The organism is Roseitalea sp. MMSF_3546, assembly GCF_030732865.1.
In the GTDB taxonomy this organism is placed as follows: domain Bacteria; phylum Pseudomonadota; class Alphaproteobacteria; order Rhizobiales; family Rhizobiaceae; genus Roseitalea.
This window is the reverse complement of record NZ_JASHKB010000004.1, coordinates 61,175-82,038: the sequence shown is the minus strand read 5'-3', so window position 1 is coordinate 82,038 and position 20,864 is coordinate 61,175. Positions and strand designations below refer to the sequence as shown.

General features: G+C 67.1%; 19 protein-coding genes. 7 read left to right on the top strand and 12 right to left on the bottom strand.

Going from position 1 to position 20,864, the window contains the following annotated elements; translation table 11 throughout:
- Positions 1-108 precede the first annotated feature (108 nt).
- Positions 109-2,421: an ATP-binding protein gene (locus RBB34_RS05055; protein ID WP_306118109.1), complete on the bottom strand. Its 2,313-nt coding sequence runs from the start codon at positions 2,419-2,421 to the stop codon at positions 109-111.
- 368 nt (positions 2,422-2,789) lie between these two features.
- Positions 2,790-5,447 (bottom strand): aminopeptidase N, encoded by a 2,658-nt coding sequence (pepN, locus tag RBB34_RS05050; RefSeq protein ID WP_306118108.1) that lies wholly within the window; start codon positions 5,445-5,447, stop codon positions 2,790-2,792.
- A 291-nt stretch (positions 5,448-5,738) separates the two neighbouring features.
- On the opposite strand from pepN, the gene RBB34_RS05045 reads away from it, so the two are divergent.
- Positions 5,739-6,692 carry a DMT family transporter gene (locus RBB34_RS05045; protein WP_306118107.1) on the top strand — a complete coding sequence of 318 codons (954 nt, stop codon included), beginning with the start codon at positions 5,739-5,741 and terminating at the stop codon, positions 6,690-6,692.
- A 12-nt stretch (positions 6,693-6,704) separates the two neighbouring features.
- Here RBB34_RS05045 and RBB34_RS05040 read toward each other — a convergent pair whose 3' ends face one another.
- The 3 genes from RBB34_RS05040 to RBB34_RS05030 form a co-directional block, all read right to left on the bottom strand.
- A complete protein-coding gene (locus RBB34_RS05040; RefSeq protein WP_306118106.1) occupies positions 6,705-7,949 on the bottom strand; it encodes an MFS transporter in 1,245 nt (414 codons plus the stop codon).
- A 212-nt stretch (positions 7,950-8,161) separates the two neighbouring features.
- Positions 8,162-8,980, bottom strand: coding sequence for a uracil-DNA glycosylase (locus RBB34_RS05035; protein WP_306118105.1), 819 nt, complete (start codon positions 8,978-8,980; stop codon positions 8,162-8,164).
- 36 nt (positions 8,981-9,016) lie between these two features.
- Positions 9,017-9,628 (bottom strand): hypothetical protein, encoded by a 612-nt coding sequence (locus tag RBB34_RS05030; RefSeq protein ID WP_306118104.1) that lies wholly within the window; start codon positions 9,626-9,628, stop codon positions 9,017-9,019.
- A 121-nt stretch (positions 9,629-9,749) separates the two neighbouring features.
- Here RBB34_RS05030 and RBB34_RS05025 point away from each other — a divergent pair, with 121 nt between their 5' ends.
- From RBB34_RS05025 to fghA, 4 genes are read left to right on the top strand one after another with little or no spacing between them, the layout of a single operon-like run.
- Positions 9,750-10,859: an S-(hydroxymethyl)glutathione dehydrogenase/class III alcohol dehydrogenase gene (locus RBB34_RS05025; RefSeq protein WP_306118103.1), complete on the top strand. Its 1,110-nt coding sequence runs from the start codon at positions 9,750-9,752 to the stop codon at positions 10,857-10,859.
- 40 nt (positions 10,860-10,899) lie between these two features.
- Positions 10,900-11,181 (top strand): hypothetical protein, encoded by a 282-nt coding sequence (locus RBB34_RS05020; RefSeq protein WP_306118102.1) that lies wholly within the window; start codon positions 10,900-10,902, stop codon positions 11,179-11,181.
- A gap of 8 nt (positions 11,182-11,189) precedes the next feature.
- A complete protein-coding gene (locus RBB34_RS05015) occupies positions 11,190-11,603 on the top strand; it encodes a type II toxin-antitoxin system VapC family toxin (RefSeq protein WP_306118101.1) in 414 nt (137 codons plus the stop codon).
- Entirely contained in the window at positions 11,600-12,442 is an 843-nt protein-coding gene (gene fghA, locus RBB34_RS05010; RefSeq protein WP_306118100.1) for an S-formylglutathione hydrolase, read from the top strand. Before RBB34_RS05015 ends, fghA begins: the two co-directional genes overlap by 4 nt.
- A 19-nt stretch (positions 12,443-12,461) precedes the next feature.
- On the opposite strand, the gene RBB34_RS05005 is transcribed toward fghA, so the two are convergent.
- The 6 genes from RBB34_RS05005 to RBB34_RS04980 form a co-directional block, all read right to left on the bottom strand.
- Positions 12,462-14,186 carry an electron transfer flavoprotein-ubiquinone oxidoreductase gene (locus RBB34_RS05005; protein ID WP_306118099.1) on the bottom strand — a complete coding sequence of 575 codons (1,725 nt, stop codon included), beginning with the start codon at positions 14,184-14,186 and terminating at the stop codon, positions 12,462-12,464.
- A 133-nt stretch (positions 14,187-14,319) separates the two neighbouring features.
- Complete coding sequence (locus RBB34_RS05000; RefSeq protein WP_306118098.1) at positions 14,320-14,799, bottom strand: cupin domain-containing protein; 480 nt, start codon at positions 14,797-14,799, stop codon at positions 14,320-14,322.
- Positions 14,796-16,100, bottom strand: a complete 1,305-nt coding sequence (locus RBB34_RS04995) for an MFS transporter (protein WP_306118097.1) — start codon at positions 16,098-16,100, stop codon at positions 14,796-14,798. The genes RBB34_RS05000 and RBB34_RS04995 overlap by 4 nt, the downstream gene beginning before the upstream one ends.
- A 37-nt stretch (positions 16,101-16,137) precedes the next feature.
- On the bottom strand, positions 16,138-17,658 hold the full coding sequence (locus RBB34_RS04990) for an AMP nucleosidase (protein WP_306118096.1): 1,521 nt from the start codon (positions 17,656-17,658) through the stop codon (positions 16,138-16,140).
- A 52-nt stretch (positions 17,659-17,710) separates the two neighbouring features.
- Positions 17,711-17,890 carry a hypothetical protein gene (locus RBB34_RS04985; protein ID WP_306118095.1) on the bottom strand — a complete coding sequence of 60 codons (180 nt, stop codon included), beginning with the start codon at positions 17,888-17,890 and terminating at the stop codon, positions 17,711-17,713.
- Positions 17,887-18,078 carry a hypothetical protein gene (locus tag RBB34_RS04980; protein ID WP_306118094.1) on the bottom strand — a complete coding sequence of 64 codons (192 nt, stop codon included), beginning with the start codon at positions 18,076-18,078 and terminating at the stop codon, positions 17,887-17,889. Before RBB34_RS04980 ends, RBB34_RS04985 begins: the two co-directional genes overlap by 4 nt.
- A gap of 158 nt (positions 18,079-18,236) precedes the next feature.
- Here RBB34_RS04980 and RBB34_RS04975 point away from each other — a divergent pair, with 158 nt between their 5' ends.
- Complete coding sequence (locus RBB34_RS04975; protein WP_306118093.1) at positions 18,237-18,944, top strand: glutathione S-transferase N-terminal domain-containing protein; 708 nt, start codon at positions 18,237-18,239, stop codon at positions 18,942-18,944.
- A 428-nt stretch (positions 18,945-19,372) separates the two neighbouring features.
- The gene (locus RBB34_RS04970; protein ID WP_306118092.1) at positions 19,373-19,639 is read left to right on the top strand and encodes a sel1 repeat family protein; all 267 of its coding nucleotides are present in this window, start codon (positions 19,373-19,375) and stop codon (positions 19,637-19,639) included.
- Between the two features lie 107 nt (positions 19,640-19,746).
- Here the strand turns inward: RBB34_RS04970 and RBB34_RS04965 are convergent, their stop codons facing one another.
- The gene (locus RBB34_RS04965) at positions 19,747-20,859 is read right to left on the bottom strand and encodes a pyridoxal phosphate-dependent aminotransferase (protein ID WP_306118091.1); all 1,113 of its coding nucleotides are present in this window, start codon (positions 20,857-20,859) and stop codon (positions 19,747-19,749) included.
- Between the last annotated feature and the right edge of the window lie 5 nt (positions 20,860-20,864).

Genomic DNA, 20,864 nt, shown 5'->3' with positions numbered 1-20,864 from the left:
GCCGGTCATTGACGGGGAGAGGGGCTGCCCTCTCCCCGGCGCTTGGCGACACTCGCATGCCGCTGGCGCGCTTTGCCCGGTCCGGTCGTCACGGACTGCATGACGCCGCTATGTCGCGTGCGTTGGGAATTGACGTTCACGATCCGCGCCGTCCCGCGACGCATCCATTTCTTCGTCCTGTGCCTTGGGCCCATTGGCGGGAATGCGGACCGCCACCACGGTGCCCGCATCGGGCCGCGAGCGGATCGTCAGCGCCCCGCCATGCAATTCGACCAGCGAGCGCGAGATGGCCAGGCCGAGCCCCGAGCCGGTGTGGCTCTTGGAGAACTGGTTCTGCACCTGCTCGAACGGCCGGCCGAGCCGCTTGAGCGCCTCCTGCGGAATGCCGCAGCCATTGTCGCCGATGGCGATGGCCACCCGGTCGCCGGCCCTTCGGGCCTTGATCCGGATGCGCCCGCCATCGCCGGTGAACTTGACCGCATTGGTCAGCAGGTTGAGCATGATCTGCTTCATCGCGCGGCGGTCGGCCAGCAGCCCGATTCCTTCGGCGATGGTCTGCTCGATGGTGATGGCCTTGGCGCGCGCCTGCACCGAGACCATCTGCACCGTCTCCTCGACCAGCGGGCCCAGATCGATCGTCTCCGGCTCGATCGCCAGCCGGCCTGCCTCGATGCGCGACATGTCCAGTATGTCGTCGATGACATTGAGCAGGAATGCCCCGCTCTCATGAATGTCGCCGATATACTCGTCATAGCGCTCCGAGCCGAGCGGGCCGAACATGCGCTGCTGCATCATCTCCGAAAAGCCGATGATCGCGTTGAGCGGCGTCCGCAGTTCGTGGCTGACATTGGCCAGGAACTCGGTCTTGGCGCGGCTCGCCGCCTCGGCCTTCTCCTTGGCGTCCTGAAAGCGCCGGTTGACGTCCTCGAGCGCCAGCGCCTTTTCCTGGGCGGCCTGGCGGGCAACCGACAGGTCCTGGATCGAGGCCATCAGCCGCCGTTCGCTTTCGATCAGCCGCTCTTCCTGCAGCTTGAGCTGGGTGATGTCGGCGCCGACCGAGATTGTCCCGCCCGAGGGCGTCGAACGCTCGTTGATCTGCAGCCAGCGCCCGTCCGCGATCTGCCGCTCCAGCGTCACCGCCCCGTCACTCTCGCTGCCCTGCGGGATGCGCCGTTCGGTCACCGGCGCGCGCATGGTCGCATCGAGTTCGCCGCGCGCCATGCCCACATGCACCGCATCCTCGGTCAACCCGTTGGTCTCGATGAACTTGGAGTTCCACAGCACCAGCCGGTTGTCCTTGTCCCAGAGCGCGAAGCTCTCCGAGGTGCTCTCGATCGCCGCCTTCAGGTTCTGGCTGGCGATCTGTGACAATTCGGTCAGCCGATGTTGCTCGGTCATGTCCACGGCGATGCCGATCAGGTGATGGCCATGGCCGGCGTTCTCGGCGATCTCGGTGCGGATGCGCAGGCGCACATAGTGGCCCTGCGCGTGGCGCATGCGCAAGATCCGGTCGACGCCGCGGATCTCCAGCGCTGCGGCGCGTTCGGCCAGCTCGAACAGGTCGGCATCGCTGGGATGGACCAGTTCGGCAACCTCGCCGAAGGACAGAACGTCGTTGACCGACTGGTAGCCCAGAAGCTCGAACATGGACCGCGACCAGTAGATGCGCCCGCGCGCCAGATCCCAGTCCCACAGCCCGCAATGGCCGCGCGACAGCGCCAGATCCATGCGCTTGTGCGTCTCGCAATAGACCTGGTCGGCCTCGTGGGCGCGCGCCACCTGTCCGAAATAGGCGTAAAGCAGCACCAGCAGGATCGACGACATGGCGACATAGAGCGCCACGTTCATCGACACGCGCTGGCGCCAGGGCGCGAAGACGGCCTGCGTCGGCTGCATCGCGGCGAGCAGCACGCCCGCCTCGGCCGCCCGGGCTGCGGCGGCCAGACGCTCGCCGTCCTCGGCCCAGATGCGCTGCACGCCCGCATCGGCCCCGAACAGCGTCAGCGGCTGGGTGCCGTCGAAACCCTCGGCCAGCGTCTTGCCGATCATCATCGGCCCGCCGCGCTGGGCGATGATGGTCCCGGAGGGTTCGGCGACCAGGAACGCGCGGCCCGCGCCGATCGCCGCCGCCGGCAGGGCCCGCGCCAGGATGCGCTCGTAATCGGCGCCGCGGACGGGCGCATATCCGCCGCGCGCGGCATCGTCGATCGCGCTCGCGCCGACGCCGGCGAGCAGCGCCAGTTCCATCCGCGCGGTTTCGGCCACCGCCTCGCGATCGGCCATCAGCGCCATGGCCCGCGCCGCGAACACCACGACCAGGAACACCATGATCAGGATGGGGATCGAGCGCTTGAGCCACGGTTCGAGCGCCAGCAGGCGCTTGAAGGCGGGTTCGGCCAGAAAGCGGGCAAGGCCGGTCATGCCGCCAGGCTCGGCCCTGCTTGTCTCGCTCAGTGACACCTTTCGCCCCCCGCTTGCGCGAAATCGCCGACCCTGCGCCGGGCCCGCCCGATCATCTGCAAAGACCCGACGCTACCAGGGGAGCGAACTTGACATGTGATTTGCGGGTGTTGTCGTCCACGAAACCGAATGCCAAATCCAAAGCTCCAAGAGAATCAAAGACTTGCAAGTGGTTCGACTCCGACGCTCGCATCGTGCGTGATGCAATGGACATGCAAGTGCCGGAATCGGACCACCAGGACGCACGAAACGCGGAACGGCCGAATCACCGCTAATGAATCAAAAGCGATTCGGGCTGTCCAGCCATTGGCGGCGAAATGTCTGCGCCGTCAGCCCAGGGTGCGGTCGACGATATCGCGCAGGTCGCGCGAAAGATGGCTGTTCCGGGCCAGCGCGGTGATCGCCGCATTTGCCATCTTGCGGCGTTCGGGCTCCAGATTGTGCCATGAGCGCATGGCCGTCATCAGCCGCGCGGCCACCTGCGGGTTGAACCGGTCGATGCGCGCGATCGCCTGGGTGAGCAGCTCGTAGCCGGCGCCGTCGGCGCGGTTGAAGGCGACCGGGTTGCCGGTGGCGAACGCGCCGATCAGGGCCCGCACGCGATTGGGGTTCTCCCAGGAAAAGCCGGGCGCCCGTGTCAGGGCCTGGACCCGCTCCACCGTCTCGGGGCGCGGTGTCGTCGCCTGCATCATGAACCATTTGTCGAGCACGATCGGCTCGGTGCGGAAGGCGATCCGGAAGTCCTCGAGCGCGTCTTGCGTCGTCCTGGCCTCGGGCGCCAGATGCGCCATCACCGTCAGGGCATGCGCGCGGTCGGTCATGTTGTCGGCCTCGGCCAGCGCCTTTTCGGCCACCGCGGTATCGCCGGCGGCATGGCACAGCATGGCGGTCGCGACATTGCGCAGCGCGCGCCGGCCCGAGCCTTGAGCGTCGGGCGCATAGTCGCGGCGCGGCTGCAGCTCGTGATAGATGCGCGCAAAGACGCGTTCGCACGCCTTGGCCAGGCGCTCGACGATCGCCCGCCGCGCCACATGGATCGCGTCGGGGTCGATGTCGCGGCCGATCTCGCGCGCCACGTCCGCCTCGCCCGGCAGCGTCAGGCACAGCGCGCGATAGGCGTTCTCCAGGGCGCTGTCCCCGGCGATCGCCGCATAGGTCTCGATCAGCGCGTCGCTGGCCTCGACGCTCTCGCCGGCCCGCGCGGTCGCCGTCGCCCCCTTGAGCTCCTCGACCAGCAGCGAGTTGAGCGCGTCCCAGCGCGAGAACGGGTCGGAATCGCGACGCGCCAGGAACGTGCGGTCGGCGAAGGGCGATTGCGGCACCGCCGTCACCGGCGCAGAAAAGCCGCGCAGCATGGAAAGAACCGGCCGTTCGCCGACGCCGTCGAAGACGATGCGGTGGCTGGGCCGGGTGACGTGCAGGACGCGTTCGTTGCCGTCCTCGCTCACGCGCCCGCCGGACACCGCGGTGTAGGGCACGTGCGCGCCATCCTCGCCGATCAGCGCGAAACGAACCGGAATGTGCATCGGCGCGTGCGGCGCGCCGGCGACCGGCGGCTTGAGCGACTGGTCGATGGTGACCACGAAGCGCTTCTCGGAGGCCTGGTAGCGCGTCGAGACGGCCAGGTTCGGCGTGCCGGGCTGGTCGTACCACAGCGCGAACTGGGTCAGATCCTCGCCCGTGGCATCGGCGAAGCAGGCCAGGAAGTCCTCGATCGTCGCCGCCTCGCCGTCATGGCGGTCGAAATACAGGTCCATCCCCTTGCCGAAGCCGTCCGGGCCGAGCACGGTGCGCAGCATGCGCACCACCTCCGCGCCCTTTTCGTAAACCGTCGCGGTGTAGAAATTGTTGATCTCGCGATAGCTGCGAGGGCGCACCGGATGGGCGAGCGGGCCGGAGTCCTCGGGAAACTGATGGGCGCGCAGCAGCCGCACATCGGCGATCCGCTTGACCGGCCGCGAGCGCATGTCGGCCGAGAACTCCTGGTCGCGATAGACGGTCAGTCCTTCCTTCAGACACAGCTGGAACCAATCGCGGCAAGTGATTCTGTTGCCGGTCCAATTGTGGAAATACTCATGGGCGATGATCGCCTCGATCGAGGCGAAGTCGGCATCGGTCGCGGTCTTCGGGTCGGCCAGAACGTACTTGTCGTTGAAGATGTTCAGGCCCTTGTTCTCCATGGCGCCCATATTGAAGTCGGCGACAGCGACGATCATGAACACGTCCAGATCGTATTGCCGCCCGAAGCGCTCCTCGTCCCAGGCCATGGCGCGCTTGAGCGCTTCCATCGCATAGGCCGCGCGCGCCTGCTTGCCGTGCTCGACATGGATTTCCAGCGCGACCTCGCGGCCCGAGGCGGTAACGAAGCTGTCATGGATCGTGGCCAGATTGCCGGCGAACAGGGCGAACAGATAGGACGGCTTGGGATGCGGGTCGTGCCACACCGCGTAGTGCCTCCCGCCCTCCAGCGTGCCGGTTTCCACGCGGTTGCCGTTCGACAGCAGCAGCGGGCTGTCCTTGGCGTCGCCCTCGATGCGCACGGTATAGACCGACAGCACGTCCGGCCGGTCCAGGAAATAGGTGATGCGCCGGAATCCCTCGGCCTCGCATTGCGTGCAGTAATTGCCGCCGGTGCGATAAAGCCCCATGAGCTGCTTGTTGGCCTCGGGGTCGACGCGCGTGACGATCTCGACCGCAAAGCGCCGCGCGTGGGGCGGCTCGTCGAGCGTCAGCTGATCGGGCGTCGCCGTCAGCCGGTTGCCGGCGACCGGCTCGCCGTCGACCCGCGCCTGGACAAGTGACAGATCGTCGCCATCGAGCGTCAAGGGCGTCCCCGCGGGCACGCCTTCGCGCCGTTCGACGGTGAGCCGGGCGATCACCTCGGTCGCCTTCGGGTCGAGCCGGAAGGTCAGATCGGTGTCGGTGATCCGGTACGGGGCGGGCTCGTAATCCTCCAGCTTGACGGTCTGACCGGTGTCTGTGCGCATGAATGTCCGCCTTGTCTTGGGCTGCCCGCGCGGGCTGCCCGGCCCTTTACACCATGGCGCACGGGTCGTCATGGCTGCAATCGGCTTTGTGCCGAGCAATTCCAGCGAAAATCGGTCCGGTTTCACGTCCGCGATCGCGACGACACGGTCACCTGGAACGCGTTCGGTGGCTCGGCGTTCTCCGGGCGCGCTCCAGCCGTGGCGTGTCGCGGTGCCGCCGTGACGGGGCGCCTCGAAAAGCGGCAAGTGGCCTTGCGCGGCGCGTCGGGCGGGTCCAATACGGGATCCGTCGTGACCCGTTCCCTGTCGTCCACCCCCACAACGCGCGATGCCGCCTTGCTGGGCATCGGCCTGAAGATCGCTTCGGTCGTCGCCTTCCTGTCGATGGCAACGGCGATCAAGTTCGCCGGTCCGATGCCGCCTGGCCAGATGGTGTTCTTCCGCTCCTTCTTCGCGCTGCTGCCGATCTGCGCCTATCTGCTCGTCACCCGCCAGTTCATCGAGGCCTGGCGCACCGAGCGCATCATCGGCCATCTCGGGCGCGGGGTCTTCGGCGTTACGGCGATGTCGCTGGGCTTTTTCGGCCTGACCCGGCTGCCGCTCTCCGATGCCATCGCCATCGGCTATGCGCGCCCGCTGATCACCGTCGTTCTGGGCGCGTTGATCCTGGGCGAGGTCGTGCGCCGCTATCGCTGGGGCGCGGTCGCGGTCGGCTTTGCCGGCGTGATGATCATCTCCTGGCCCAACCTGCAATTGCTGCGCGGGCAGGGCGAGGCCGGCCAGGCGCTGGGCGCGCTGGCAACGCTTGGCGGAGCGGCGGTCGCCGCCTTCGTCTTCGTGCTCGTGCGCACGCTGGTGACCACCGAAAAGACCACCACGATCGTCCTTTACTTCTCGGTGATGGCTTCCGTCCTGGCCCTGTTCACGATCCCGTTCGGCTGGCAGATGCCGACGCCCCAGCAGGCGGCCGCGCTGATCGCGGCGGGCCTTTTCGGCGGCATCGGGCAGCTGCTCGTCACCCAGAGCTATCGCTATGCCGAGACCTCGGTGATCGCCCCGTTCGAATACACCTCCATCGTGCTTTCGATCGCCATCGGCATCGTGCTGTTCGCCGAGTTTCCGTCCTGGCAGACGCTCGTCGGCTCGGCCATCGTCGTCGCCTCGGGCATCTTCATCATCTACCGCGAGCGCAAGCTGGGCCTGGAACGCGAAAAGGCGCGCCAGTTCGTCACCCCGCAGGGCTGACCGCCGGACCCGCTATTCGCTTTCCTCCGAGCGCGGATCGAGGTTGAACGTCTCCGGTGTCCCGGTGCGGCTGACCGGCATGTAACTGTAGTCTGTCATCTCCTCGGTCGGCACCGCCTCGCGGCGCGTGATGCGCCAGCCCGCATAGCCGGCGAACACCGCAAAGGCGATCGCCATGGAGGTGAAGAAACCGCTCGGGCCGAACCGCTCGATCATGAAGCCGCCGGCGACCGGGCCGATCATCGCACCCAGACCGTGAATGATCAGAAGTCCCGAGGAGATCTCGACGAAATCGCTCGGGGCGGCATAGTCGTTGGCATGGGCGACCACCAGCGAGTAGATCGGAAACAGGATCGCGCCCAGAACGAACACCGTCACGAACACCCCCACAAGGCTCGTCGCCGCCGGCACCATCTGGTAGACGAGTGCCACCGCCACGCCGAGCAGGCCGGCGAGCACCATCACATAGCGCCGGTCCATCCGGTCGGACGCGCGCCCGAGGGGAAACTGGAAGATGGCGCCCGAGATCATCGCAAGCGCCAGCAGGACCGGGATCTGATTGCCGCTGAGCCCGGCCCGTTCGGCAAAGACCGGCGCCTGAAAATTCCAGATCCCCGCCACGGTGCCGGCGACCAGCATGCCGACCACCGCCGCCGGCGAGTTGCGATAAAGCTTGCCCAGATCGAGCGTCACCTCGGTCAGCGGCTGCGGGGAGACGGCGTTGGACAGCCCCGTGGGCACCACGGCCAGGCAGTACAGCAGGGCCGCCAGGATGAACAGCGTGGTCGTCGCCGGATCGGCCAGGATCAGCATGAACTGGCCGGCCATCAGCCCGACCATGTTGACGATCATGTAGACCGAGAAGATCTGCCCGCGGGAATCATTGGTCGCCTTTTCGTTGAGCCAGCTCTCCACGACCATGTACGTGCCCGCCAGCGCGAAGCCGGCCATGCCGCGAAACGCGATCCACACCAGCGGATGAATCAGCAGCGCATGCAGCAGCAGCGACATGGCCAGCAGCGTCGCCAGCACGGCATAGACGCGGACATGGCCGACCCGGCGCACCAGGCGCGGCACGATCACGCAGCCGGCGGTGAAGCACAGCGCGTAGCCGAACCCGATCCAGCCGATGGTGACCGGGCTCCAGCCCTCAAGCCCCGCGCGCAGCGGCAGCAGCACGCCCGTCAGCCCGCTGCCGGCGAGCAGGAAGAAGGTCGAGAGCATCAGCCCCGTCACAGGAACGATGTGGCGCAGCATGGGGGTGTCCTTGATCAGGGGCGAGGGTGCGGACCGGGCGGATAGTCCCGATTTGTGACAAAAGGATGCGCGTTCCGGAAAGGTCGGTGCGCATGACGCAGCCATACGCAAAAATCGTTCCGGAACAGCCGCTTGCGGGTAATGTGCGATTGTATGCGTCGCATCGGGTCCGGGCGCGCCCGCCCGCGACACCGCGTGGCGAAGACGCGCCGTCAGTGTCTTCGGCCACCCTCCGCCAGCCTGTCCTTGAGCGCCAGAAGGTCGAGCCAGGCCTGGCGCTTGAAGCGCGGCTGATCGCGCAGGAAGCCCGGCTCGAACAGCGCGGTGACATCGGTTTCCGTCTCGCCGAACGCAACGCGCCGCCAGGTGCCGCGCAACTGCATGATGGTGCGGTCCGAACCGGTCAGATGGCGGGCGGCGACATTGCCGAGCGCGACGACCACGGCCGGGCCGGCAAGCGCGATCTGCCGGTGAATGAACGGCGCGCAGATCTTCAGTTGCAGCGCGGTGGGGCGTTCGCCGCCCGGCACAGCCCAGGGCACGCAGAACCCGCAATAGACGTCCGATTGCCGATCGAGCCCGATCGCGCCGAGCATCATGTCGAGCATCAGCCCGTCGAGCCCGCTCATCGCCGCCCCGTTCTGGTCGTCATCGCGCGAGGGCGCCGCGCCGACCAGCATCACCGGCGCCTGCCGGTTGCCGCCCTCGACGATGGTGTGCCGTGCGCTGCGCTTGAGGTTGCAGCCCTCGAACGCCCGGGCCGCGGCGACCAGCGCGTCGAGATCGTGGGCGGCCTGGGCGGCATCGATGGCAAGGCGCACCGCCTCGTCATCCGGCGGCACCGCCGCCGGCTGAACCGGTCGCGCCGGAGCCGGCTCGGGCTTGCGGGCCGGCGCCGCCGCTCGCGCGGGTGCCGGCGGTTCGGCCGCCTCGGCAAAGCGGTCGACCGGCTCGGCCTCGATTGCGAAGTCGAGCCCGCTTTCGGCGTAAAGACGCAATAGCGTCGCCAGCTGCTCGCGCGTTGTCTCCATGACCGCTTGTCGCAAACCGGCCCGCCCGATGCAATCTCACGAGGCCGGGATGCGCGGATCGAAACGCAGATAGAAGATGCGCGCCGGGGTCAGGTCGGTGGTCAGGAACCGGAAGACGACCCGCTCGCCGGGATCGACGAAGCCGTCTTCGAACAGGATGCGGTCATGGGGCTCGAAATCCTGCCGGTTGCCGGCGAACCGGTCCGAGGTGACCGGATAGGAGCCGATGCGGCGCTGGTCGAAGGACAACCCGTCGCCATACACGCTGGGCTCGCCCAGCACCTCCTGCAGTTCGAACTCGGCGCCGATCCAGGCGATCCCCGAGGCGTTGGTGATGTCGAACTCGAAATGCAGCGTGCCGGTGGCATGGGTGCGCGGATGGGCGAACGGATTGATCGGCTTGGTCGCCCGGATCACGAGCGTCACCGGCGTCGCCGAGAACACCTGGCTGTCAATGCGCACCGGATCGGTGCGCGTGCCCAGCCCGGAGAGCCCGGTGATGCGAAACCCGCCCAGTTCGGCCGAGAATGCATAGCCTGCCGTCAGCGCCGGCCGGTCGCGGACCGCCACGTCCTGGGCCGCGCCCATGCCGCTCGTCAGGCCGATGAACGCGGCGATCAGTCCGGCGATGGACCCGATGCGCCTCATGGGCCGATGGTACCGCTTTGGGCCGGGCCGGCAAGTCACAAGCGGGCGCTGATTCTGCCTTGCGCGGCCGGGCCGAATGTGCCTAATCCGGCCCCGGACGCGGCTACGGGGAGGACATGTGATGAAATCGCGCGCGGCGGTCGCCTTCGAAGCAGGCAAGCCTCTTGAGATCGTCGAGGTCGATCTTGAAGGTCCCCGGGAAGGGGAGGTGCTGGTCGAGATCAGGGCGACGGGCATCTGCCACACCGACGAATTCACCCTGTCCGGCGCCGATCCCGAGGGCGCGTTTCCGGCGATCCTGGGCCATGAGGGCGCCGGTGTCGTCGTCGAGACCGGCCCCGGCGTCACCTCGGTCGAGGCGGGCGACCACGTCATTCCGCTTTACACGCCCGAATGCCGCGAGTGCGAATACTGCCTGAACCCGAAGACCAATCTGTGCCAGAAGATCCGCTCGACCCAGGGGCAGGGCGTCATGCCGGACGGCACCTCGCGCTTTTCGTACAAGGGCGACAAGCTGCTGCACTATATGGGCTGCTCGACCTTTTCGAACTACACGGTCCTGCCCGAGATCGCGCTCGCCAAGGTGCGCAAGGACGCGCCCTTCGACAAGATCTGCTATATCGGCTGCGGCGTGACTACCGGTATCGGCGCGGTGATGTTCACCGCCAAGGTCGAGCCCAACTCCACCGCCGTCGTCTTCGGTCTTGGCGGCATCGGCCTGAACGTCATCCAGGGCCTGAAGATGGTCGGCGCGCGCCAGATCGTCGGCGTCGACACCAATCCGGCCAAGGAGGCGATGGCGCGCCGGTTCGGCATGACCGACTTTGTCGATCCCAGCCAGGTATCCGGCGATCTGGTCGGCCATCTGGTCGAGCTGACCGGCGGCGGCGCCGACTATTCGTTCGAGTGCATCGGCAATGTCGACGTGATGCGCACCGCGCTCGAGTGCTGCCACAAGGGCTGGGGCACCTCGGTGATCATCGGCGTGGCGCCGGCGGGCGCGGAGATCGCGACCCGGCCGTTCCAGCTCGTCACGGGGCGGAACTGGCGCGGTTCGGCGTTCGGCGGGGCGAGGGGCCGCACCGACGTGCCGAAAATCGTCGACATGTACATGGACGGGCGCATCGACATCGACAGCCTGATTACCCACACCATGCCGCTCGAGGACATCAACAAGGGGTTCGATCTCATGCATGCCGGCGAGAGCATCCGCTCCGTGGTGCTCTATTGACCGCGTTGAAGGTGTGATAGCATCGTGCTATCATTTACGTATGGGACAGATACTGGTCAGAAATCTCGATGACGAGGTCGTGCGCGCGCTGAAGGCGAAGGCAGCCGGCGCGGAGAAGTCGCTCGAGCAATATGTGCGCGATGTGCTTGCGGATGCGGCAAGGCCCACAAAGGCCGAGTTGCTGGAGCAGATGGACGCCATGCGCGAATGCATCAAACTGCCGCCCGACGCACCCCCCTACGAGACCATCCTCGACGAGATGAAGGCCGAGCAGGAGGAGAGGGCACTGCGTATCGCGGACCTGGCCGAAGACGACGAATGAGGGAGGCGGTGTTCGATGCGAGCGCGGTCTTTCCGGGTTTCGCACCGACGCAGGTGAGCGAACCCGCCCGCCTTTGCCTGCAGACCTACGATCCGGTCGTCATCGACTTCATGTTCTATGAAACGGCGAATGCTCTAACGACATATGCGCGCGCCAACAAGATCAGTCCGAACGTCGTCCGACGGATACAGGCGGCGATCGAGGGTGCGTTTGCGAGCGAATCGGCCGTCCCGTTTCGGCCCGACGCGTTGGCACTGGCGATCCGTCACCACCACGCCGTCTACGACTGTCTCTACGTCGCCTGTGCCATGGCGCGCGACCTGCCCCTCGTGACCGCCGACAAGAAACTCGCGCGCAAGTTTGCCGACGTTCTGTCTGGCAGGCTCGTCAATCTCTACGACATGCCGGAGCACCTGCCGTGACCCTCGTCCCCGTCCTGTCCCACAAGGTCTCCGGCGGCTGGCTGACCGTGCACGATCACGCCAGCGCGGTCACCGATTGCGACATGCGCTTTGCGGTGTTTGCGCCGCCGCAGGCCGAAACCGAGAAAGTGCCCGTGCTGTGGTATCTGTCGGGCCTGACCTGCACCTGGCAGAACGTCAATGAAAAGGCCGGCATTCACCGCTACGCCGCCGAGCACGGCGTCATGGTCGTCTTCCCGGACACCTCGCCGCGCGGCGACCGTGTCGCCGATGACGCGGCCTATGATCTGGGGCAGGGCGCGGGCTTCTACCTGACCGCCACGCGGGAACCGTGGGCGCGCCACTACCGCATGGATCGATATCTGGTCGACGAACTGCCCAGCCGGATCGCCGCGCTGCATCCCAACGCCGACTTGGACCGGCAGGGCATCTTCGGCCACTCGATGGGCGGCCATGGCGCGCTGACGCTCCACTTGAAACATCCCGGGCGCTACCTGTCCGTCTCCGCGTTCGCGCCGATCGTCGCTCCCTCCCAGGTGCCCTGGGGCCAGAAGGCCTTTGCCGCCTATCTCGGCGAGGACCGGCAGGCCTGGGCCGACCACGATGCCTGCGAGCTCGTCACCCGCCAGCCGAGCAGCGCGCACATCCTGATCGATCAGGGCGGATCGGATGCGTTCCTGGCCGAGCAGCTCCAGCCCGAACGGTTTGCCGAGGCGTGCCGCCGCGCTGGCCAGAAGCTGACGCTGAACATGCGCGACGGCTACGATCATTCCTACTATTTCGTCGCCACCTTCATGGGCGATCACATCGCCCACCATGCCGCGGCGCTGGCGGGCTGACCGGTCGGCCCGACCGTCCTCACATGTTCGGATAGACCGGGCCTTCGCCGCCCTGCGGCACCGTCCAGGTGATGTTCTGGTTCGGGTCCTTGATGTCGCAGGTCTTGCAGTGCACGCAGTTCTGCGCATTGATCTGCAAACGCACCGCATCGTCGGGCTTGCGCGTTGCGTCATTGCCGATCGTGTTGCCGTCCTTGTCCAGCCATTCATAAACGCCCGCCGGGCAATAGCGCCAGGAAAGGCCGGCATAGTCGGCATATTCCGAACGCCGCTGCAACGCCTCGTCGCCGACCCGCAGATGGATGGGCTGGTCCTCCTCGTGATTGGTGTTCGACAGGAACACCGAGGACAGCCGGTCGAACGAGACCTCGCCGTCGGGCTTGGGATAGGCGATCGGCTTGTGGCGCGAGGCCGGCTCGGTTGCGGCATGGTCTGGCTTGCCGTGCTTCATCGTGCCCAGCGGCGACCAGCCGCCGGTGAACTGGTTGATCCACATGTCGACACCGGCGACCGCCACGCCCATGCGCGTGCCCAGGCGCGACCACAGCGGCTTGACGTTGCGCACGGTCTTCAGGTCCTTGCCGATCGGTCCGTCCCGCCAGGCCTTCTCGTAGGCTTGGAGGGCGTCGTCATTGGCCTTGCCGGCCGCGATCGCCTCGGCCGTCTTCTCGGCGGCCAGGATCCCCGAAAGGACCGCATTGTGGCTGCCCTTGATGCGCGGCACGTTGACGAAGCCGGCCGAGCAGCCGATCAGCGCCCCGCCTGGAAATGCCACCCTGGGCACCGATTGCCAGCCGCCTTCGGTGATCGCGCGCGAACCATAGGCGATGCGCTTGCCCCCCTCGAAGGTCTCGCGGATGTTCGGGTGCGTCTTGAAGCGCTGGAACTCCTCGAACGGCGACAGGTAGGGATTGGCGTAGTTCAGGTGGACGACGAAGCCGACGGCGACCTGGTTGTCCTCCATATGGTACAGGAAAGACCCGCCACCGGTCCGGTTGCGCAGCGGCCAGCCGAAGGAGTGCTGCACCAGGCCCGGGCGATGCTTGTCGGGCGCCACCTCCCACAGTTCCTTAAGGCCGATGCCGTATTTGGGCGGCTCGCGGTCTTCGTCGAGCGCGTAGCGCGCAATGAGCTGGCGGGCCAGCGAGCCGCGCACGCCCTCGCCGATCAGCACATATTTGCCGTGCAGTTCCATGCCGCGCGTGAAGGCCGGACCCGGCTCGCCGGCGCGCGTGACGCCCATGTCCCCGGTGGCCACCCCCTTGACCGCGCCATCGTCGTCAAAGACCAGTTCGGCGGCGGCGAAGCCGGGATACACTTCCACGCCCAGCGCCTCGGCACGGCCGGCCAGCCAGCGGCATACATTGCCCAGCGAGGCGACGTAATTGCCGTGATTGTTCATCAGCGGCGGCATCATGAAGTTGGGCAGGCGCACACCACCTGCCGGTCCCAGATACAGGAAACGGTCGTCGGTGACCGGCGTCTTGAGCGGATGGTCCGGGTCCTCGCGCCAGTCCGGGATCAGCGCATCGAGCCCGCACGGGTCGATCACCGCGCCCGAAAGAATGTGCGCGCCCACCTCAGCGCCCTTTTCGAGCACGACGACATTGAGCCCCTCATCGACCTGCTTGAGCTTGATGGCGGCAGCCAGTCCCGCCGGTCCGGCGCCGACGATGACCACGTCGAACTCCATCGATTCGCGCGGCTCGTCTCGGGGATCGCTGGCGCGGTTGGTCTCGCTCATGAAATCTCCTTCAATTGCCTGTGCGCTCCGGTGCCCGCCACGAGGCACGCTTCGTCGCGCGCCGCCCCGATCTACGGTCCCGCGCTGCAAACTTCAATCACGTGCCTGCGCGGCGCGGCGTCCCGGCCGGGCTCTACCAGCGCGAGCCGTCCTTGCGCGTGAACACCCATTGACCGTGCGCGTCCAGTGCCGCCTTCAGGTCGTCGGCGGGGTATTGGGCCGTATCGCCGCCCGTACGGTCGCCGATCTCCAGATAGACGGCATCGTCCGTGCCGCGGTTGACAAGCTGATGCGCGCGCCCGCCAGCGGCAAAGCCCGCGCACATGCCCGGCGCGAGCTCGGTTTCGCCTTCGTCGGTGACGAGCGTTGGCCGGCCCTCAAGCACATAGACGAACTCGTCCTGGCGCGAATGGCGGTGCAGCAGCGCGCTCTCGCCTCCCGGCGCGAGCCTCGTCAGGTTGACGCCGAAATTGGTCAGCCCGAACACGGTGCCCAGCGGCCTCTTTTCGCGCCCCTTCATGCGGCTGGCGAAGGGCTCGGGATAGTTCGATGCTTTCTTCCGCGGCGCGGCCTGATCGGCCCTTATGGCAAGCGGCGGCAGCGATCGTGTCATGTCGGTTTCTCCCCTGCGGCGGCATCGGGCGAGGGCGCGGCCGTCCCGCGCGCCTGCGCCTGTTCACGCTGGTCGCTGTCGGCGGCCTGCGGGTTGAGCACGAGGCTTTGCGGCGTGTTGTAGCGGGCCGTGGGCACCCGCACATATTCGCCGTGCTCGGGCGCCGGGCGCCGGACGATGCGCCAGGCGGCAAAGGCGATCACCGTCACATGCGCCGCAGCGATGGTGACGAACATGCCTTCCGGCCCGGCAAGGCTCATCATGCCGCCGGCGATCAGCGGGCCCGCCACCGACCCGATGCCGAACAGCAGCAGCAGCCCGCCGGCGGTCCGCAGAAAGTCGCCCTCCGGTGCGTGGTCGTTGGCGTGGCTGATCAGCAGCGGATACATGGTGTGGATGAACGCGCCGAAAAAGCCCGCGCCGATCAGGATCGGCACGATGTCGCGCGGCGCCGCGGTGATGAACCACGCCGATGTGGCGACAGCGCCGACGCAGACCGCGATCAGCACGAGGCGCCGGTCGACGCGGTCGGAGGCAAAGCCGACCGGCACCTGCGCGAGGGCGCCGGCGACCAGCGTGGCGCTGACGAAGACGGCGATGGCGGTCACGCTCATGCCGATCTGGTTGCCATAGACGGCAGCCAGCGTGCCGAAGGTCGAGTTGGCGAGCCCGATCAGCACGATGCCGAACACAGCGACCGGCGAGTTGCGCCACAGCCGGCCGATGTCGAGCGACACCTCGGTCAGCGGTCGCGGCTGGTGCGTGGCATAGAGCGCGGTGGGGATCAGGGCGAGCGTGTAGAAGACCGCGCCGAGCACGAAGAAGGTGGCCGCCGACGTGTCGCCGAGCGGCAGCACCATCTGCCCGGCCGTGTTCGAGATCAGATTGACCATCGCATAGACGCCGAAGACGCGCCCGCGCGTGTCCTTTCCCGAGCCCTCGTTGAGCCAGCTCTCCATGATCTGCTGGGCGCCGGCGAAGCAGAAGCCGGCAAGCGCGCGCAGCGGTACCCAGGCGAGCGGATGCATGAGCAGCAGCGACATAAGGATCGATACCGCCGCCAGCGCGGTCATGGCGCCGAACGCGCGGATATGGCCGACCCGCTGCACCATGGGCGGCACGATCAGGCAGCCGGCGATGAAGCCGATCGCCCAGCCGGTGCCCAGAAGCCCCAGCGAAAACGCCGAAAAGCCCTCCTGCGCCCCGCGCACGGGCAGGATCAGCCCGTTGAGCCCGCCGGCGAACATCAGCGAGGAGGCGCCGATCAGGAGCGGCACGGTGGAAGGCGGCAGGGCGGGCATCGGGTCGGTCTGCTCTCCGGTGGCGGGAGCGGTTGTGTCACTGAAACGCGGTCTCCGAAAAGCTGCGCAGCTTGCGCGAATGCAGCCTTTCGGGCGGCATCTTGGCCAGCGTCTCCATCGCCTTGATGCCGATGATCAGGTGCTGGTTCACCTGCGTCCGGTAGAATTCGGTCGCCATGCCCGGAAGCTTGAGTTCGCCGTGCAGCGGCTTGTCGGAGACGCACAACAGCGTGCCGTAGGGCACCCGGAAGCGGAAGCCGTTGGCCGCGATCGTCGCCGATTCCATGTCGAGCGCGATCGACCGCGACTGGCTGAGCCGCTTGACCGGCCCGCGCTGGTCGCGCAGCTCCCAGTTGCGGTTGTCGATCGTCGCCACCGTGCCGGTGCGCATGATGCGCTTGAGGTCGTATCCCGAAAGTCCGGTCACCTCGGCGACGGCCTGTTCGAGCGCCACCTGCACTTCGGCCAGCGGCGGCACGGGTACCGACAGCGGAAGATCGTCGTCGAGCACCGAATCCTCGCGCACATAGGCATGGGCCAGGACGTAGTCGCCCAGTTGCTGGGTGTTGCGCAGCCCGGCGCAATGGCCGAGCATCAGCCAGGCATGCGGGCGCAGCACGGCGATATGGTCGGTGATCGTCTTGGCGTTGGAGGGGCCGACGCCGATATTGACCATGGTGATGCCCGACCGGTCCGGCCGCGTCAGGTGATAGGTCGGCATCTGCGGCAGCTTGGCCGGCGGCGTGCCGGCGTCGGGCTCGCTTTCGCCGGCGCGCGTGACGACATTGCCCGGCTCGACGAGCGTGGCAAATGCCGTTTCGGGATCGGCGATCTGTGCCCGCGCCCAGGCGCAGAACTCGTCGATATAGAACTGATAGTTGGTGAACAGCACGAAGTTCTGGAAGTGCCACGGGCTCGTCGCGGTGTAGTGCGACAGCCGGTGCAGCGAATAGTCGATGCGCTGCGCCGTGAACGGGGCGAGCGGCAGCGGCGCGCCCGTTTCGGGCTCGTAATCGCCATTGGCGATGTCGTCATTGGTAACGTTCAGGTCGGGCACGTCGAAGATGTCGCGCAGCGAGCCGACGATCTGGTCGGCCTGTGCGCTGTCGATATGGGTGCCTTCCAGAAAGGCGAAATGCAACGGGATCGGCGTGCCCGATTCGGACACTTCGACCGCCACATCGTGGTTCTTGGTCAGCAGCCCGATCTGGTGGCTGAGATAGGAGCCGAACAGGTCCGGCCGGGTGATCGTGGTGGCATAGTGGCCGGGCTGGGCGAGATGGCCGTAGGCCAGCCGCGAATCGACGCGGTCGTAGCTGGCCGTCTTGACCGAAAGCTGCGGGTAGTAGGCGCGCACCCGCCCTTCGATCCTCTCGCCCTTGGCGAGGCGACCGAACTGGGTGCGGATGAATTGCGTGTTGCGGTCATAGAGCGCGCGCAGCGCCTCGACCGCGCCGTCTGGATCGGTGAAGAATCGCGGCCGTTGCGGCGGCGGGGTCAAAAGGCCGTCGCTGCCGCCATGGCCATGTTCGCGGGAATCGTCTGTCGGCTTGTCCATGCACCATTATAGACGCACAAACATTGCGCAAGAAAGACGGCGATGACGCCGTTCACGGGCGTATCAGCGACACATAGAGCACAAAGCCCACGCCGTTGCCCTGCCTGGCGCCCTCGTCGGCGCGCGCGGCGGCGAACCCGGCCAACGGCCCGATGAACAGCGCGGCAAGCAGCGCGGCCCGCGCGCAGGCCCTCATCGTCGCGATGGTCGCGTTGCGGTTCGCTCGTGTCATTGGTCCACCCCCGTTGCGCTTGACTGGCGCGGCACCGCGCAAATGCCCGCGCGCTCGAACACGCACGGGAATTCGGACTGGACCTTCCACGAATAGGCCGGCCGGCTCGAGCGTTCGATCAGGCTGATCAAGGCGTAGGCGAAGACCATCGCGATCAGGCAGATGACAGTGAAGCGGCGTGCGAGCATGGCGTGGTTCCCTTTCCCGCCGCCATCATGGCAAAGCCGCGCTGAACGACCGCTGAGACCGCCGTTCAGACGCCATTCAGGGTCGTTAACCGCCGTTAACCATTGTGATGGGCCGCTTCGCGCCTATCTTGAGGGCCGTCGAAACAGGATGAGCGAACATGACCACGCAAGACGCGCCGATCGAACTGCACTACTGGCCCACGCCCAATGGCTGGAAGATCACGATCATGCTCGAGGAACTGGGCGTGCCCTATCAGGTCCACTATGTCGACATCGGCAAGGGCGACCAGTTCAAGCCCGAATTCCTGAAGATCGCCCCCAACAACCGCATGCCCGCCATCATCGACCCCGAAGGGCCCGGCGGCGAGGCGATCTCGGTATTTGAGTCCGGCGCGATCCTGCAATATCTGGGACGCAAGTTCGCCCGGTTCTATCCGCGCGAGGAGCGAGACCGCGTCGCCGTGGAGGAATGGCTGTTCTGGCAGACGGGCGGGCTCGGCCCGATGGCCGGACAGGCCCACCATTTTCGCCAGTATGCCCCCGAAAGGCTGCCCTACGCGATCGAGCGCTACACCAATGAGGTCAACCGCCTTTACGGGGTGATGAACACCCGCCTTTCGAGCCACGAATACCTGGCCGGCGAATACTCGATCGCCGACATGGCCTGCATCGGCTGGGCGCAATCGTGGGAACGCCAGGGCCAGGACATGGACGACTTCCCCCATCTCAAGCGCTGGTTCGACACGCTCAATGCGCGTCCGGCGGTGCAGCGCGGCCTTGCCGTCGGCAAGCAGCAGCGCGAGCGCACCGATCTGCGCGATGACGCCGAGGCGCAGAAGGTGCTGTTCGGACAGCGGGCGCGGTAGCGGCCCGATCCCGACACTTGCATTGCATAGGTATCCATCGCATGGGCATCGCGCACCGATGCAAGCGTCGCACGCCCGGGACCGCTGGAGCGCGTGAGCACGAGGCCGGCCACCGAACGCGCTCCAGATCGCCCTTCGGGACACGCCACACGCTAAGGGCGAAAAGGTCCAAACGCTGGGCACGGTTACCCAATGCTTGCCTGCGGGCCGCCAAAGGCCGCGCAATTTCTCTCGTTCAATGTGCAATTTCAGGGGCTTGGCTTGCTAACGAAAGGTCAAGTTAACGGCGCGTTTTTGTCCCGTTTGCGGCCCGTTAACAACGCCGCTTAGCCATGTGTTGAATCCTTGCTTGCATGCTTGCAACCACGATGGGGCATCACCCGATGGCGCCTCGGCAGACAAACAGGGTAGCAAACGGGAAGAAGATCATGGCACGTCTTGAAATCGAAAACGCCGACCTCGCCGGGCTGGGCGCCAGCGCCAATGCCGACATCCTGCTCGAGATGGGGCTGGTCTGCGCCACCGGGCGCGGCGGGCAGGTCGACATGGTGGCCGCGCACAAATGGTTCAACATCGCCGCCATCAAGGGCTCGCCGCGCGCGGCGGCCCTGCGCGCCGAGATCGCCCAGTGCATGAACAAGGCCGAACTGGCCCGCGCCCTGCGCGACGCGCGCGAGTGGATGACCCGGCACTGAGCGCTGCCGTCAATGATTGCCATCAGCGGGGGTGGGGCGACCGCTGAGGGGCCGCGCACGGCCGGAAACGGCGATGTGCGCGGCCCGCTCCCGCCGCGCAAGGCGGCCTACCTGCCTTCTCCGACCGCCGCGCATGCCTCGGCGAGCACGCCCTCGAAATGGTCGAGTTCTCCGGGGCGGCCGACGCTGACCCGGATGCATCGGTCGAGCGGGGCGACCATCGGCTTGCGCAGGAACACCCCGCGCGCCGCCAGCGCATCCAGCAGCGCCATCGCATGGGCGCCCTCGCTGCCGCAGTCGAGCGCCACGAAATTGGTGGCGGAGGGCAGCGGCGTGAGCCCGTTCGCCCGGCCGATCGCGGCGATCCGCTCGCGCGCCTCGGCGATCCGTTGCACCGTCTGCGCCAGATAGGCCCTGTCGCCCAGCGCCGCCAACGCGCCCGCCTGGGACAGAAGGCTCACGCCGAAATGGTCGCGCACCTTGTCGAATGGCGCGGTCAGCGCGCGATGGCCCAGCGCATAGCCGCAGCGCAGTCCGGCCAGCCCGTGGGCCTTGGAAAAGGTGCGCAGGCGCAACAGGTTCGGCCGAGCCGTGTCGATGGCCGGCAGTGTGCCCTCGGGCGCGGTCTCGCCATAGGCCTCGTCGAGCACGATCAGCGTGCTGTCGGGCACGGCGTCGAAAAAGCGCGTCACGTCTTGGGCGTCCCACCACGTGCCCATGGGATTGTCGGGGTTCGACACATAGACGATGCGCGCCGTCTCCTCGCGGCAAAGCGCGGCGAGCGCGTCCAGATCCTCGCGGTCGTCGCGATACTCGGCCGTCACAAGTCGTCGCCCATGGCCCGTCACGTGATAGGCAAAGGTCGGATAGGCGCCGCGCGATGAGACGATGGCGGCGCCCGCCACCGAGAAGATGCGCACGATCAGGCCCAGAAGCCCGTCAATGCCCGGCCCGACGACGATCTCGTCCATCGCGGTACCCAGATGCGCGCACAGCGCCTCGCGCAGGGCGCGGTTTTCGGGGTCCGGATATTTCCAGGCATCGTCGCGCGCGGCCTTTTCCATTGCCGCGATGGCCGCGGGGGAGGGGCCCAGATTGCCCTCGTTCGCGCCAAGGCGCGCGGCGAAGGGCCGGCCGGCCTCGCGCTCGAGCCGCTCGGGCGCGATGAAGGGAATGGTGTCGGGCGCGGCGGCGACGATGGTGTTGGGGCGGGGCGGCATGGCGG

What these genes read in the sequence shown, in the direction of transcription:
- RBB34_RS05055 (WP_306118109.1), bottom strand. Translation starts at nt 2,421, where the DNA reads ATGACCGGCCTTGCCCGCTTTCTGGCCGAACCCGCCTTCAAGCGCCTG.
- pepN (WP_306118108.1), bottom strand. Translation starts at nt 5,447, where the DNA reads ATGCGCACAGACACCGGTCAGACCGTCAAGCTGGAGGATTACGAGCCC.
- RBB34_RS05040 (WP_306118106.1), bottom strand. Translation starts at nt 7,949, where the DNA reads ATGCTGCGCCACATCGTTCCTGTGACGGGGCTGATGCTCTCGACCTTC.
- RBB34_RS05035 (WP_306118105.1), bottom strand. Translation starts at nt 8,980, where the DNA reads ATGGAGACAACGCGCGAGCAGCTGGCGACGCTATTGCGTCTTTACGCC.
- RBB34_RS05030 (WP_306118104.1), bottom strand. Translation starts at nt 9,628, where the DNA reads ATGAGGCGCATCGGGTCCATCGCCGGACTGATCGCCGCGTTCATCGGC.
- RBB34_RS05025 (WP_306118103.1), top strand. Translation starts at nt 9,750, where the DNA reads ATGAAATCGCGCGCGGCGGTCGCCTTCGAAGCAGGCAAGCCTCTTGAG.
- RBB34_RS05020 (WP_306118102.1), top strand. Translation starts at nt 10,900, where the DNA reads ATGGGACAGATACTGGTCAGAAATCTCGATGACGAGGTCGTGCGCGCG.
- RBB34_RS05005 (WP_306118099.1), bottom strand. Translation starts at nt 14,186, where the DNA reads ATGAGCGAGACCAACCGCGCCAGCGATCCCCGAGACGAGCCGCGCGAA.
- RBB34_RS05000 (WP_306118098.1), bottom strand. Translation starts at nt 14,799, where the DNA reads ATGACACGATCGCTGCCGCCGCTTGCCATAAGGGCCGATCAGGCCGCG.
- RBB34_RS04995 (WP_306118097.1), bottom strand. Translation starts at nt 16,100, where the DNA reads ATGCCCGCCCTGCCGCCTTCCACCGTGCCGCTCCTGATCGGCGCCTCC.
- RBB34_RS04990 (WP_306118096.1), bottom strand. Translation starts at nt 17,658, where the DNA reads ATGGACAAGCCGACAGACGATTCCCGCGAACATGGCCATGGCGGCAGC.
- RBB34_RS04985 (WP_306118095.1), bottom strand. Translation starts at nt 17,890, where the DNA reads ATGACACGAGCGAACCGCAACGCGACCATCGCGACGATGAGGGCCTGC.
- RBB34_RS04980 (WP_306118094.1), bottom strand. Translation starts at nt 18,078, where the DNA reads ATGCTCGCACGCCGCTTCACTGTCATCTGCCTGATCGCGATGGTCTTC.
- RBB34_RS04975 (WP_306118093.1), top strand. Translation starts at nt 18,237, where the DNA reads ATGACCACGCAAGACGCGCCGATCGAACTGCACTACTGGCCCACGCCC.
- RBB34_RS04970 (WP_306118092.1), top strand. Translation starts at nt 19,373, where the DNA reads ATGGCACGTCTTGAAATCGAAAACGCCGACCTCGCCGGGCTGGGCGCC.
- RBB34_RS04965 (WP_306118091.1), bottom strand. Translation starts at nt 20,859, where the DNA reads ATGCCGCCCCGCCCCAACACCATCGTCGCCGCCGCGCCCGACACCATT.